This window comes from Exiguobacterium sp. s36, assembly GCF_018618345.1.
GTDB classification, from domain to species: Bacteria; Bacillota; Bacilli; order Exiguobacteriales; family Exiguobacteriaceae; genus Exiguobacterium; species Exiguobacterium chiriqhucha.
On the sequence record NZ_JACSLW010000001.1, the window covers coordinates 1,069,657 to 1,083,444 of the forward strand.

The 13,788-nt window shown below is 53.2% G+C and carries 16 protein-coding genes; 5 read left to right on the forward strand and 11 right to left on the reverse strand.

Annotated elements, in window-relative coordinates:
• Positions 1 to 12: 12 nt before the first annotated feature.
• Positions 13 to 546, forward strand: coding sequence for a 1,2-dihydroxy-3-keto-5-methylthiopentene dioxygenase (locus tag KNP95_RS05360; RefSeq protein WP_138858691.1), 534 nt, complete (start codon positions 13 to 15; stop codon positions 544 to 546).
• 37 nt (positions 547 to 583) lie between these two features.
• On the opposite strand, the gene KNP95_RS05365 is transcribed toward KNP95_RS05360, so the two are convergent.
• A complete protein-coding gene (locus tag KNP95_RS05365) occupies positions 584 to 1,417 on the reverse strand; it encodes a TerC family protein (protein WP_214835889.1) in 834 nt (277 codons plus the stop codon).
• Positions 1,418 to 1,684: 267 nt separating this feature from the next.
• On the opposite strand from KNP95_RS05365, the gene folE2 reads away from it, so the two are divergent.
• Entirely contained in the window at positions 1,685 to 2,593 is a 909-nt protein-coding gene (folE2, locus tag KNP95_RS05370) for a GTP cyclohydrolase FolE2 (RefSeq protein ID WP_021066012.1), read from the forward strand.
• 35 nt (positions 2,594 to 2,628) lie between these two features.
• Here folE2 and KNP95_RS05375 read toward each other — a convergent pair whose 3' ends face one another.
• The 4 genes from KNP95_RS05375 to pta form a co-directional block, all read right to left on the reverse strand.
• Complete coding sequence (locus tag KNP95_RS05375; protein ID WP_138858686.1) at positions 2,629 to 2,817, reverse strand: hypothetical protein; 189 nt, start codon at positions 2,815 to 2,817, stop codon at positions 2,629 to 2,631.
• The gene (locus KNP95_RS05380; RefSeq protein ID WP_021066010.1) at positions 2,793 to 3,092 is read right to left on the reverse strand and encodes a rhodanese-like domain-containing protein; all 300 of its coding nucleotides are present in this window, start codon (positions 3,090 to 3,092) and stop codon (positions 2,793 to 2,795) included. Before KNP95_RS05380 ends, KNP95_RS05375 begins: the two co-directional genes overlap by 25 nt.
• 36 nt (positions 3,093 to 3,128) lie before the next feature.
• The gene (locus KNP95_RS05385; protein ID WP_214803160.1) at positions 3,129 to 3,848 is read right to left on the reverse strand and encodes a DUF2711 family protein; all 720 of its coding nucleotides are present in this window, start codon (positions 3,846 to 3,848) and stop codon (positions 3,129 to 3,131) included.
• Positions 3,849 to 3,924: 76 nt separating this feature from the next.
• Complete coding sequence (gene pta, locus KNP95_RS05390) at positions 3,925 to 4,914, reverse strand: phosphate acetyltransferase (protein ID WP_029594589.1); 990 nt, start codon at positions 4,912 to 4,914, stop codon at positions 3,925 to 3,927.
• A 338-nt stretch (positions 4,915 to 5,252) separates the two neighbouring features.
• Here pta and hemQ point away from each other — a divergent pair, with 338 nt between their 5' ends.
• Positions 5,253 to 6,026, forward strand: coding sequence for a hydrogen peroxide-dependent heme synthase (hemQ, locus tag KNP95_RS05395; RefSeq protein ID WP_214835892.1), 774 nt, complete (start codon positions 5,253 to 5,255; stop codon positions 6,024 to 6,026).
• A gap of 239 nt (positions 6,027 to 6,265) precedes the next feature.
• Here hemQ and KNP95_RS05400 read toward each other — a convergent pair whose 3' ends face one another.
• Positions 6,266 to 7,201, reverse strand: coding sequence for an ATP-grasp domain-containing protein (locus KNP95_RS05400; RefSeq protein ID WP_029594588.1), 936 nt, complete (start codon positions 7,199 to 7,201; stop codon positions 6,266 to 6,268).
• Positions 7,202 to 7,355: 154 nt separating this feature from the next.
• On the opposite strand from KNP95_RS05400, the gene KNP95_RS05405 reads away from it, so the two are divergent.
• Both KNP95_RS05405 and KNP95_RS05410 read left to right on the forward strand, forming a co-directional pair.
• Positions 7,356 to 8,852, forward strand: a complete 1,497-nt coding sequence (locus KNP95_RS05405; RefSeq protein ID WP_031199977.1) for a potassium/proton antiporter — start codon at positions 7,356 to 7,358, stop codon at positions 8,850 to 8,852.
• Between the two features lie 113 nt (positions 8,853 to 8,965).
• Positions 8,966 to 9,409, forward strand: coding sequence for an Hsp20/alpha crystallin family protein (locus tag KNP95_RS05410; RefSeq protein ID WP_214719152.1), 444 nt, complete (start codon positions 8,966 to 8,968; stop codon positions 9,407 to 9,409).
• A gap of 26 nt (positions 9,410 to 9,435) precedes the next feature.
• Here KNP95_RS05410 and trpA read toward each other — a convergent pair whose 3' ends face one another.
• The 5 genes from trpA to trpD are packed head-to-tail and all read right to left on the reverse strand — an operon-like array spanning position 9,436 to position 13,670.
• A complete protein-coding gene (trpA, locus tag KNP95_RS05415; RefSeq protein WP_214803163.1) occupies positions 9,436 to 10,212 on the reverse strand; it encodes a tryptophan synthase subunit alpha in 777 nt (258 codons plus the stop codon).
• On the reverse strand, positions 10,212 to 11,393 hold the full coding sequence (gene trpB / locus KNP95_RS05420) for a tryptophan synthase subunit beta (protein ID WP_214803166.1): 1,182 nt from the start codon (positions 11,391 to 11,393) through the stop codon (positions 10,212 to 10,214). Before trpB ends, trpA begins: the two co-directional genes overlap by 1 nt.
• Complete coding sequence (locus KNP95_RS05425; protein WP_021066000.1) at positions 11,375 to 11,947, reverse strand: phosphoribosylanthranilate isomerase; 573 nt, start codon at positions 11,945 to 11,947, stop codon at positions 11,375 to 11,377. The genes trpB and KNP95_RS05425 overlap by 19 nt, the downstream gene beginning before the upstream one ends.
• Positions 11,923 to 12,684, reverse strand: a complete 762-nt coding sequence (trpC, locus tag KNP95_RS05430; RefSeq protein WP_214835895.1) for an indole-3-glycerol phosphate synthase TrpC — start codon at positions 12,682 to 12,684, stop codon at positions 11,923 to 11,925. Before trpC ends, KNP95_RS05425 begins: the two co-directional genes overlap by 25 nt.
• Positions 12,681 to 13,670 carry an anthranilate phosphoribosyltransferase gene (gene trpD, locus KNP95_RS05435; RefSeq protein ID WP_214835898.1) on the reverse strand — a complete coding sequence of 330 codons (990 nt, stop codon included), beginning with the start codon at positions 13,668 to 13,670 and terminating at the stop codon, positions 12,681 to 12,683. The genes trpC and trpD overlap by 4 nt, the downstream gene beginning before the upstream one ends.
• Positions 13,671 to 13,788: the final 118 nt, after the last annotated feature.

Here is a 13,788-nt window from a genome sequence, read left to right on the forward strand (position 1 = left end):
GAGGAACCAACCATGGCAACTGTCTATTTCCAACAAACCGAAGAGCGTTACGTCGATCAAACTGAAGTGAGCGCCTTTTTAGAGTCTCGCGGGATTTTATATGAGCAGTGGGACATCACAAAGCTCCCGGAAAACCTGCAAGAGAACTATCAGTTGACGGACGAGGACAAACAAGCGATCTTGTCGACGTTCCGTGACGAGATTCGTGATGTATCGGAGCGCCGCGGCTATGAGACGGCAGACGTCATCTCATTGTCAGACGCGACGCCGAACTTGGACGAATTGCTCGTCAACTTCCAAAAGGAGCACCATCATACGGATGACGAGGTCCGCTTCATCGTCAGCGGCCATGGCATCTTCGCCATCGATGACGCCGAACGTGGCTATTTCAACATCGAGCTCAACCCCGGCGACCTCATCTCGGTGCCGGTGAACACGCGCCACTACTTCACGCTCCAAGACGACCGCAAAGTCGTCGCCGTCCGCATCTTCGTGACGACAGAGGGCTGGGTGCCGATTTACGAGAAACAAGACGTGAAGGCATAAAAATAGGTCTCTCGCTCAAAGGCGAGAGACCATTTTTTTAATGTTTGGCAGCGGCTGTCGGTTTTGAAGAGAACCAACCCCATACCGCGATACCGACCATGACCGACCAGAAGAACACGGTCCACGCCGTCGAGTGGACGAAGCCGTCCGGAAGACCCATGAACGCGAACGGTGTACCGGCAATCAATTCCTTGAAGCCAGGGTGTTCAAGGACGAGCACCGTCAACTTCACACCGACCCAGCCGACGATGATGAAAGCAGCTGTTTCGAGTGATGGGCGTTGATGCAACAGTTTGACGAAAATTCGAGCAGCGAAACGCATCAAGATGACCCCGATGAGTCCACCTGTCAAGACGACGAAGAACTGACCAGAGTCGATCCCACCGATTTCACCGAGACCGAGTGGCGGCAAGCTGACCGCGAGCGCGACCGCTGCGAGAATCGAATCGACCGCGAAGGCGATGTCGGCAAACTCGACTTTAGCAACCGTCCACCAGAATTCTTTCTTCGTGACCGGCTTCTCTGTGACAGCCGTCTCTTCTTTCGCCTCAGCAGCGAGATCTTGTTTCGGCTCTAGCTTGCGGGCCTTATAGGTCATATACAGATGTCGTGCACTCATTCCGATCAAGTAAAGCGCACCGAGCGCCTGGACTTGCCAGACGTTGATCAAGAATGAGATTAGGAACAATGCGATGAAGCGGAAAACGAACGCTCCAAGCAAGCCGTAAAATAGTGCCTTCTTCTGTTCCGTCCGCGGCAAGTGCTTGACCATAACCGCCAAGACGAGTGCGTTGTCTGCAGAAAGTAGCCCTTCTAGACCGACGAGTACGACAATGATCCAGGCGTACTGCAGGATTAACTGCCAATCCATTAAAACATCCCCTTTTTCTGTTGTGTTCCTTCATATTTAACAGTGATCTATTTTTTAAGTTCACAGGAACATTTTATTCCCGATTTAACACGAAATCAATCTTCTTTTCTTCAATTGCTGAAGTTTTTTTATTTATGAGGACATGCAAAGCACGTTCAAAGCATGTTCAGAGAGCAAAATGGTACCCGGTCGATGTACATTTCGTGATAAAATCCTAACAAGAACGAGTGGCAGTCATTTGCCCTCTCAAAAAAGGAGAATCCGATTATGTCTACAAGCCATGTCGCTTTACCTACTAAAGCAGAACGACATAAATTATTCGGTTCGGTCCCGCCCATCAAAGGCACGAAACCAACTGAAAAAGATAAAATGGTCGATCTACAAAACACACCAAAAAACTTCTTGTTCGCGCTTGACAGCGTCGGCATCTCAAACGTCAAACACCCAGTCAACATCGAGACGCCAGACGGCATCCAAGCGACGGTCGCCACGTTCGAGTTGACGACTTCGCTCGTCCAAGACCGTAAAGGCATCAACATGTCACGTCTGACAGAACAGCTCGACGCGTACCACACGCAAGGCTGGACGTTATCGAACCGCTCGCTCATCGAGTTCGCGCAAGAACTCGCCGAGCGCATGGAACAGACGGAAGGTCAATTGACGGTCCGTTACCCATGGTTCTTCAGCCGGAAAGCCCCGGCCACAGGTCTCAGCGGTCTCATGAATGCGGACGTCATGCACAACGTGACGTACAACCTCGAGACAGGGATGGCAAGCGTGACGGTCGGTCTCGTCATCAACGTGACAACGCTCTGCCCATGCTCGAAAGAAATCAGCGAGTACAGCGCCCACAACCAACGCGGCTACATCACGATTGAAGCCGGTCTCGATGAAGCATCGCTCGACGGTTTCGACTGGCGTCTCGCGCTTCTTGAGGCAGCTGAGTCGAACGCATCGGCCCCGCTTCACCCTGTCTTGAAACGTCCGGATGAGAAGCGTGCCACGGAAATCGCGTACGAGAACCCGCGTTTCGTCGAAGACATGGTCCGCTTGATCGCGGCTGACTTGTATGAAATGAAACAAGTCGTCAACTTCTTCGTCGAATGCCGCAACGAAGAGTCGATTCATCAGCACGATGCGATTGCCTCAATCACATTCGATAAGCGCGATAACTAAAAACGAGTGAAGCCTGTGCGGGCTTCACTCGTTTTTTATAGACTTTGGACGAGCTGAATCGTCAACATCATGACGATGACGATGAGCCAGACAGCCCAGACGAGCCTCCATTTATCGCCATCGACTCGTTTGACGAACGTATAGACGGTCAAATAGAGTGCGATTAACAGCGGGATGACGACCCATGGATTGTCGAGCATCACGCCTCGATATCGCCGTCCCACGCGAGCATGCCGCCTTCGACGTTGACGACCTTATAGCCTTCCGACTCCAAATAGTCGCATGCCGTCACACTGCGGCCGCCTGAGCGGCAGATGACGTGATAAACGTTATCTTTCGCGAGCTTGTCCGTGACGCCAGGAAATTCAGACAGCGGATAGAGCGGCACGTGCGGGATATGGCCCGCGTCGTACTCGTCTTGTTCGCGCACGTCAATGATATGGAGCGTTTCGCCGTTCTCAAGCTTTTCACGTAATTCAGTTGCATGGATGTTTTGCATGGTAGTTCCCCCTTAATAGTGTTGTCCCCTACTAGTTTACCTCAGTTTTCGATCAAGCAAACTCCAATTGATTGTCGTGTTTTCATCACAATAGAAGCCTTCGAGTTCGCACCGCTCGACCACCTGCTCGACCCAAGCTCGGCTGCCACAAATCAACGTGAAATGGCTATCCCAAGGCGGTACGATGAGCCAATCATGTTGATGTCCGAAGAACGTCCGATGACGCATCCCCCACGTATCGGAGGTTAGCGTCTCCCGAATGTTGATGAGATGCCGTTCCGTGCAGAACTCGTCTCCGCTCCACATCCACTCTTCTCCCATCTCAAGAAGTGCTCGTAACACCTGATTCTCTAAAAGATTCGACAGCTCCCCTTCGCCTGGTGGAAGTACGTTCTCGCGATTGCAAAATTCGATGATTCGATTCGCACCTTCTTGATCTTCGGCGTGCGGTTTCAGCGCCGCAATCATCGTCCGGAGTGCGTGATCGATGCGTTTGATGTCATCGAAATCAAGTCGGCGGCGCATATCTGCCCATGTGATGGCCCGAAATTGCTGTTCGACCTCGTTTTTATCCAACTCGACATAACGGTCAACCGCGGTCGGGTCGTCTTTCGGGACCAGAAACGGATGAAACACGACGAATACTGTTTCGAACACCCCTTTGTAATACGTTTTAATTGGATAATCATCCCCGCCACCGAACATGGCGTACCGATGCCCTTCCGGCAATGTGATGATGCCTTCCTCTTCATCCATTTCCTCGCCCCCTTTTCCAATAGTTTACAATGTGACCACAAAAAAAGCATCCTCCGCTCAGGAAGGATGCTGCGACTTACGCTTCGTTGCGCTCGTCGATGGCTTGTGCCGCTGTGATGAGCGTCAATTTATAGACGTCCTCTTCGTTACAGCCACGCGACAAGTCGTTGACCGGCTTGTTGAGACCTTGAAGGATTGGTCCGATCGCTTCGAATCCGCCGAAACGTTGAACCATCTTGTAGCCAATGTTTCCGGCTTCGAGGCTTGGGAAGACGAAGACGTTCGCATTTCCGGCTACTTCAGAGCCTGGTGCTTTCTTCGCCGCCACGCTCGGTACGAACGCCGCATCGAATTGAAGTTCGCCGTCGATTGGAAGGTTTGGCGCCTTCTCTTTGGCGAGACGTGTCGCTTCGATGACTTTTTCTGTCTCTGGCGACTTCGCTGATCCTTTTGTCGAGAAGCTGAGGAGCGCGACTTGCGGCTCGATGCCGAACGTCTTCGCTGTCAACGCTGACAAGTAGGCGTTCTCGGCGAGGTCAGCCGCATCCGGTGCGATGTTGATGGCGCAGTCCGAGAAGACGTACTGCTCGTCGTCACGTACCATGATGAAGACGCCTGACGTCTTTTTGATGCCTGTTTGCATCTTGATGATTTGAAGGGCCGGACGGACCGTATCGGCAGTCGCATGCATCGCACCTGAGACGAGACCTTCTGCTTTTCCTGTGTGGACGAGCATCGTACCGAAGTAGTTCACGTCTGACGACAACAATTCACGTGCCTGTTCCGGTGTCGCTTTACCTTTGCGGCGCTCAACGAACGATTCGACGAGTGTATCGATGTCTTCGTACGTCGCTGGGTCGTATTGCGTCAAACCTGAGATGTCAAAGCCGTGCTTCGAAGCGACCGCTTCGAGTTCAGCTTTTGGTCCGATGACGATCGGTTCAACCATGCCATCATTTTTCAAACGGACAGCGGCACCGAGGACGCGCTCATCGATCCCTTCTGGGAAGACGATGGTCGGGCGAATCGGGCTGACTTTTTGTTTCAACGTGTCAAATAGTTTCATAGTGAATGAACTCCTTTTCGATTAGAAGAAATCGGATTTTTTCTCTCTCGGACGCTCTCGTCCATATGCGAGTTTTATTATACACAGTACGATTTTTAAAATAAACTATTCTGCCCATTTCGTCATAAATCGCTTGAAATCAATCATTATATGAATAGAACAGTTTACCATTTCCGACTGATACAGCCCATTGTGAAGCCGTTTTCAAAAATCTTGCTCCCTATCTCTTTACCCCGCCCGGAGTGTGACTATCCTCACGGCGGCGTCAAATTTGCCAGACGGTCAAACGTGTATGGTAAAATAGTCAGCGAAGCCTAGTCTCGAAAGGAGTTTTTTTAATGTCAGAACGTCCAGCACCGACAACCCAAACGCAACACGCAGCCGCCACGTTAGACGGTTGGTATACGCTCCATGATTTCCGCTCCATCGATTGGACTCGTTTAAAAGCAGTCGACCCAACCGCCCGTCAAGAGATGATTGACGAGTTCGTCGCCTTCCTCGGCTCACTCGAAGAGGTCGAGACACGCGGTGAAGGAAGCCATGCCTTTTACTCGATCCTTGGTCAAAAGGCGGACGTCGTCTTGATGGTCCTTCGTCCGACGTTCAAAGAGCTCGAGCAAGTCGAACTCGCTCTTCGGAAGACGAAATTGTACGATTACATGATTCCAAGCTATTCATACGTGTCTGTCATCGAACTCGGCATGTATCGAGGTTCTGGAGACGGTGACCCGTACGAGAACCCTCACATTCGGGCCCGCCTCTATCCGACACTCCCGAAAGCGGCCCACATCTGCTTCTACCCGATGAGCAAGGCTCGTCGCGACGGGGACAACTGGTACACGTTGTCGATGGATGAGCGCAAAGACCTCATGTATCGCCACAGCATGATCGGCCGCAGCTACGCCGGCAAGATTCAACAGTTCATCGGCGGTTCGACCGGTTTTGACGGTTGGGAGTGGGGCGTCACCTTGTTTGCGGAAGACTCGCTCCAATTCAAAAAGATCGTCTATGAGATGCGTTTTGATGAAGTCAGTGCCAAATATGGCGAGTTCGGCGACTTTTATGTCGGGAACATCCTTCCAAAAGAAGAACTCGGCACATTCCTCGGGTAATCGAGGTTTACGCTATCATGCCCTCGGGAATCATTGTTGTAGAAGCAACATAACAATGATCAATGAGGTGAACAACGATGCGCGTGTTCAAGGAATCAGATCGAGACACTGCGAAACGTTTAGATTCGTTCATCGAACGAATGGCACCGACAGCAGAATTAGTCCAACTTCGATTTGAACAACAATTACAACATACACAGCGAAAGGGTCAGGCAAAAGCCTGACCCTTTCTTCTGTCTTTATTTCGTCGTGACCGCCAAGGCGTCCCCAAGGAACGTCGCAAGTTCGAGCATACCGTACTGCCCCGCTTTCGCTTCGGCGTCAGAATTATAGTTCGTGTTCGTGTTGACGTCATACGCGTAGACGTTCCCGTCCGCGTCTTCGATGATTTCAATCCCGGCGACCGCAATCTCGTTCTTCTGGAGGAACGTTTCCAACTGTCCGATGATTGGGTCATTGAATCCTTCGACGATTTCAAACTTCGCCGGTGGTGTCTCGCCGACCGGGCAGAACTGGTCTTCAATCGAGCAGGCGTCGGCCGGACAGAGTTCGAAACCGTCTGACGTATCGACACGCACCGCGTAAACGAATTTACCACCGATGAACTCACAGCGTGTGATGTACGGTTTGGGCGCCTCGATATATTGTTGGATGAGCGTTATCCCGTCAATCGATTCCTCGAACGTCGGACCCTCGACGTATGCCTTCAACGCATCGATCGAATGGAACAGTTGAACACCGAGTCCTTTGCCGGCTCGGTTATGTTTCGTGATGAACGGCGTCATCCCGAGCTTCTCGGCCGCCTCGATGATTTGCTTCTTCCCGACGGCTGCCACTGTCTTCGGTACACGAATTCCTTCTCGTTGAAGCGCCGTATACTGATTGACCTTGCTCACTTCGAGCCGAATCGCCCGCGTCCCGTTGAAGACGGTCCGTCCGTTCGCTTCGAGCCATGCGAGCACCCCTTCCGTCAGTTCCGGCGCGTAGCGGTGACCCCGCGTATGCGACGACGCGCTCATCCGGTTGTAAAACACACCTTCCGGCGGTTCGCTCGCCAAGTCGATCGTCCCTTGATCGAGGTGCCACAGTTCATACGGCAATGATAATTCTTCGAGTCGTCGGACGAGATGGTTCGTCCATTCGTTGTTTTCATGGAGCACGTGAATTTTAGTCATGTGAATCCCCCTTTTTGATGCCCCTACTGTACCACATCTATATCCGATTATTCCAATGTGCATAATTCTCGATGCGTCATTTCTTAATTCATAACCATTTCATGGTATAATGAACTTAATAATACATGTAAATATCAACGTGAAAAAGGAAGTGATGTGTTTGACCGCACCGATTTTGAGTACTGATATTTTGATTCTATTATTCGGTCTGCTACTTGTCGCCGGCGTGTTGGCCACACGCGTATCGACGCGTTTCGGCTTACCTGCCCTGATTTTGTTCATGGGCATCGGCATGCTGATGGGCAGCGATATTACTGGGCTGATTTTCTTCGATGACACCAATCTCGCTCAAATGATTGGGGTCGCGGCCCTCGTCGTCATCTTGTTCGAAGGTGGCTTACAGACGAAATGGTCGTCAATCCGGAGCGTGCTCGCCCCGTCCGCTTCACTCGCTACGATTGGCGTGCTGTTGACGACCGGGCTCATCGCTGTGGCCGTTCGTTTCGTATTTGGCTTCGACTGGGTGGAATCTTTCCTATTTGGCGCCATCATCGGCTCTACTGACGCGGCTGCTGTTTTCGCCGCCTTCAAAGGAAAGAATATCTCACCGAAAGTTGGTTCGACACTCGAAGCTGAGTCCGGCACGAATGACCCGATGGCGATGTTCTTGACGATTCTCGCCCTCGACTTCATGTTAAAACCCGACACGACGATTTGGGACGGTATTTGGATGTTCATCCTGCAAATCATTGTCGGCGCGTTCGTCGGTTACATGCTCGGAAACTTGTCCCGACTCATGCTTAACCATTTGCGTCTCGAGTCGAGTGGTCTGCATGCTGTCCTCATGATTTCAATGGCCTTCATGACCTATGGGGTCGCTGCTTACTTTGCAGGCAGTGGATTACTTGCCGTCTATCTCGCCGCGATGATTGTTGGGAATGCGCACACGGCCCATGAAGTGACAATCGTTCAATTCTCTGAGGCTTTGGCCTGGATCATGCAAATCATCATGTTCGTCATCCTCGGTCTGCTTGTCTTCCCGAGACAGTTGCTTGACCCCGAGCTCATCTGGAAAGGGTTATTGATTTCATTCATCCTGATGTTCATCGCCCGGCCGATTGCCGTCTATTTATCGACAATCAAGATGCAGTTTACCCACAAAGAAAAACTGTTTATCTCGTGGGCCGGACTAAAAGGCGCCGTGCCGATTGTCCTCGCTACGTTCCCGCTCATCGCAGGCATCGACAACGCCCAATTGATTTTCAACGCCGTCTTCTTCGTCGTCGTGACGAGTGCCTTGATTCAAGGAACGACATTGACACCGCTCGCGGCGAAACTCGATTTGCTCGGACCGGATAAAATCCGCTCACCATACACGATCGCACTCGTCTCGAGCAAGCAATCGCAACATCAGCTCGTCCCTTACGTGGCGACCGAAGAATCATCAATGATTGGCAAAACGCTCGCCGATATCACCTTGCCACCGAACACGGTCGTGAATGCAATCGTCCGTCAAGACTATCTCATCCCGCCGACGGGCCAGACGAAAATCGAGCCAGGCGACTTGTTATACGTCCTCGCCTCGACGTATCGCCACGACCAACTCGACCGCAAGTTCGGGGAAGACGGGTTAGAACGCGTCGAATTGTGACCCTCTTTTCTTCATCGAACTGTCACGTCAATTACGTTTATCCTTAGCTAAAAACGGAGAGAGTAAAAGTGACAACACTTCTACTCTGTCCGTTTTTTGAAGGGGGAATTTGTATGTTCGATTTGACGCCATTCCGGAAGAACGAGCTCGATCGATTGCGCAAAGATTTGTTCGGCGACGTCTTTGATCGGATGAATCAACTGTTCGATCCGAAAGACGGCGCGACGTCGTTCCTCGACTCGTTCAAACTCGACGTCCGGGACCAGGACGGCCAATACGTCATCGAGGCCGAGATGCCAGGCATCAAAAAAGATAACATTCACATCCGCTACGACAAAGACTATCTCATCCTCTCGGTCGACCAACGTGAAGAGAAAGCAGAAGACAAAGACTACGTCTATCGGGAACGCCGCGTCACATCGATGCAACGTTCACTCTATCTACCGAACGTGAAAGAAGATGCCATCAAAGCGAAACTGTCAGACGGCGTGCTCCACTTGACCGTACCGAAAGCCGATGACGGCTCGAGCACCCGTACCATTGAAATCGAAGAATAAATAAGGATCGTGCCGAGGCACGACCCTTATTTTTTTGCGTTGACCGTCCGCGCCGATGCAATCAACGTGGCCACGTCCTGTTCACGTCCCGCATGGAGCGCCTCGACGATGAAACTACCGACGACGACCCCGTCACAGGCTGACCCGAGCGTCCGGACCTGATCAGTGCGATGGACACCAAAACCGGCGAGCACCGGTACGGGCGAACGTGCCGTCAACGAACGCAAGTGCTCAAGTAACTCATCCGGGAACACGTCCGTCTTCCCAGTCGTCCCTTTGAGCGTCACCGCATAGACGAATCCTTCCGCCTGATCCAGAATCGTGTCGATGCGGGTCTGACTGCTCGTCAACGTGACGAGCGGTACGACCGCGACTCCGTGACGATCGATGCCAGCGAACAAATCGAGGCTCTCTTCAAACGGCAAATCGGGAATGATGACGCCGCTGACCCCAGACGCTGCCGCTCGCTCGAAGAAGCGCTCGACCCCGAACCGGAACACCGGATTCAAGTACGTCATCAGGACGATCGGCACCGAAAAACGACCCGTTCCTTCTATTAAACGGTCCAACACGTCCGTCAACGTCACACCTTGTTCGAGGGCGCGCATTCCAGCCGCCTCGATGATGGGACCGTCTGCCACCGGATCCGAGAATGGAATCCCGAGTTCGATGGCCGTCGCTCCCATCGCTTCTAGCCGTTCAATCGTCGGAATCAAGTGATCGAGTCCGCCGTCCCCGGCCATGATGTACGGGACGAACGCCGTCCCTTCACTCCGCTGTCGAATCGCTTCATCTAATCTCATCATTGAGTCACCCTTTCTCGAATCGTATGAACATCCTTATCCCCGCGACCAGATAGACAGATGACGAGCACGTCGTCCTCGTCCATCGTTTGGGCGAGCGTTTCCGCATAAGCGAGCGCATGCGACGACTCAAGTGCCGGAATAATCCCTTCTTGACGGCTGAGCGACATGCAGGCTGCGAGTGCGTCCTCGTCCGTGACCGCCGCGTAGCGGACCCGTTCGATATCTTTCAAGAAGCTGTGTTCTGGTCCGACACCCGGATAATCGAGTCCGGCCGAAATCGAGTGGGCTTCCTGGATTTGCCCGGCTGCGTCCTGGAGCACATACATGAGCGACCCGTGAAGCACCCCGACCTCGCCTTTCGTGAGCGTTGCCGCATGCTTGTCCGTGTCGACACCGCTCCCTGCTGCCTCGACACCGTATAAGGCGACTGTTTCGTCATTCAAGAACGGATAGAACATGCCCATCGCATTGCTACCGCCGCCTACACAGGCAACGACCGCGTCAGGGAGACGACCTGTCTTCTCGAGCACTTGACGACGTGTCTCTGTCCCGATAACGCTTTGGAAATCGCGGACCATCGTCGGGAACGGGTGCGGTCCGAGCACCGACCCCATCACGTAATGCGTGTCATCGACATGTTTGACCCAGTAACGGAGCGCCTCGTTGACGGCATCTTTTAACGTTCGACTCCCCGACTTAACAGGAACGACTTTTGCACCGAGTAACTCCATTCGAAATACGTTCAATTCTTGACGTTCGACGTCGACCTCACCCATGAAAATCGTACATTCGAGATTGAGCAGCGCACATACCGTCGCCGTAGCGACCCCGTGCTGTCCCGCGCCTGTTTCGGCGACGACTTTTTGTTTGCCCATTCGTTTGGCAAGGAGCGCCTGGCCGATCGTGTTGTTGATTTTGTGGGCACCGGTATGGTTCAAATCTTCTCGTTTTAAATAGACATTCGTCCCGAGGCGGCGGCTCATGTTCTCCGCATAATAGAGTGGCGTTTCCCGTCCTACATACTCACTGAGGAGATCAGCGAAACGTTCCTGGAATTCAGGGTCTTGTTTCGCTTCCTCGTAAGCCACTTCGAGCTCTTCGACTGCTTGCATGAGCGTCTCAGGGATATATTTTCCGCCATATGGTCCAAACTTTCCGTTCACTGGTTGTGTATACATTGTGTTTCCTCCTTGGCGCGTCGGATGAACGCGCGAATCTTATCGTGATCTTTCTGTCCATTCGTCTCCACACCACTTGATACATCGACGCCGTCCGGTCGCATGGCGCGAATCGCCGCACCGACATTGTCGACATTCAATCCACCGGCGAGCCAAAACGTCTGCTCCGGCCGTTCGAGCGTCGCCCAATCGAGCGCCTGCCCACTGCCCGGTGTCGGTGCGTCGAGAAGAATGACGTCGGCCTCAGACTGGTGATCCGCTTCGATGATCGGGAGACCGAACTGACGGAACGTTTCAAGCGGCCGCGTCCGGCGGTGCAATTGAATGTCGGTCAACCCGCAAGCGACGGCAGCTTCGACCTCTTTGATTGTTGGATCGAGAAATACGCCGACGACTCGGACATCTTCCGGGATGAACCCCCGAAGCCGTTGCGCCGTCGCGATGTCGATTTGGCGCGAACTGTTCGCAAAGACGAATCCGATAGCGTCCGCTCCGGCCTCGATCGCCGTCGCGACACTCGCTTCCGTCGTCAATCCACATATTTTAACGAACATGATGTCAACTCCTCAATCAAGGCTGTCGGGTCGTCCTGTCGCATGAGCGCCTCCCCGACGAGAATCGCTCGGGCCCCGGCCGTCTGTAACCGACGGGCCGCCTCGCCTGTGCTGACGCCGCTCTCGCTGACGAACGCGACATCTGGATACTTCGTCATCAAGTCGACCGACGTGTCGAGCGAGACCTCGAACGTCTTCAAGTTTCGATTGTTGATGCCAATCAACACATCGCCCAGTTCGAGCGCCGTCTGGAGCTCGGCCTCATCATGAACTTCGACAAGCACGTCGAGGCCGATGGACCGCGCATACTGTTTTAAGGTATGAAGCCGGCTCGGATGGAGCGCCGCGACAATCAATAGTGCCGCACTCGCTCCAGCTTCCTTCGCCCGGTCGAGCTGTCGTTCATCGATGATAAAGTCTTTGCAGAGGACTGGGATCTCAACAGCGGCCGCGACATCACGCAAGTCGTTGAACGAACCGTTGAAGTAGGTCGTATCCGTCAAAACGGAAATCATTGTCGCCCCTGCCTGTTCATACGTGCGGGCCCGGCTCACGACGTCCACTTCTTGGCGAATCACTCCTTTTGACGGGGAGGACCGCTTAATTTCGGCGATGACATGAAAGCCGTCCTTCATTAAAAGCGGTAATGAGATGGCTGTCGTCTGCGTCACCTCGATGTCTTCCATTTGATTGACCTCTTCAATTTTCGTTCCGATGATTTTCGTCAAGTAGCTCATGCGCCAACCTCCGTTCGTTGTAATTGTTTGAGCACGCGGATAGCGTGCCCTTCATCAATGCTTGCCGTTGCCACCGCGACACCTTCACGAAGCGTCTGGACCGTCCCATATGTGCAGAGGGCGAGCGCGGCGTTCAATAAGACGACGTCTCGCGCCGGTCCCTGCTCTCCGTTCAAGACGGCCAGGAGCGTCGCCGCATTCTCAGTTGGTGTCCCGCCTTGCAAGGCCGACAGCGGAGCGCGCATCAATCCGACGTCGCGCGGGTCGACGGTGTAACGGGCCACTTTGTCGCCGTTGAAGAACAAGACGTCATTTCTGCCAGCGAGACTCGCTTCATCCAGCCCGCCTGCCCCATGGACGACCATGCCGCGCTCGACGCCGAGGTGGCGCATCGCCGTCGCCATTTTCTCGATGAGCGATGGATGGTACACGCCGATCAATTGCCGCTTCGGTTTGAGCGGGTTCGTCAACGGGCCGATTTGATTGAAGATGGTCGCCGTTGCGAGTCGTTTCCGGACCGGCATGACATGTTTCATGACCGGATGGATATGTTGGGCGAACAAGAAACTCAAGTTCGTCCGCTCAAGGTCGGCGAGCATCGCCTCATGACTTTGGACGATCGGGATATTCAATGACTCGAGGACGTCGGCACTGCCTGACCGGCTCGACACGCTGCGATTCCCATGTTTGGCGACCGGGATATCTAATCCCGCCAAGACGAATGCGACCGTCGAGCTGATGTTGAACGTGTTCGCCCCGTCACCGCCTGTGCCACAGACGTCGAGCACAGGGAGCGTCGTCTCGGGGAACGTTGCCGCCTCACGAATATAGTCAGCGAGTCCGGCCATCTCCTCAGCCGTCTCACCGCGCGCTTTCATGGCGAGTAACACCTCGGCGATTTGCGCTTCATCGGCTTGGAACAGCTCGGCCGCTGCCAGTTTCATTTCATTCGTCGTCAATGGGTTCGTCAATAGTCGTGTTAACATGTCCGTTCCTCCTCAAGCATTTTGGGTATGATGAATTATAAAATTAAGTGCAACACCTGAACGTGAACGCAAAAAAGCCCATAGCGACGGCCTCGTGTAGAATGAAGTCACCACAACA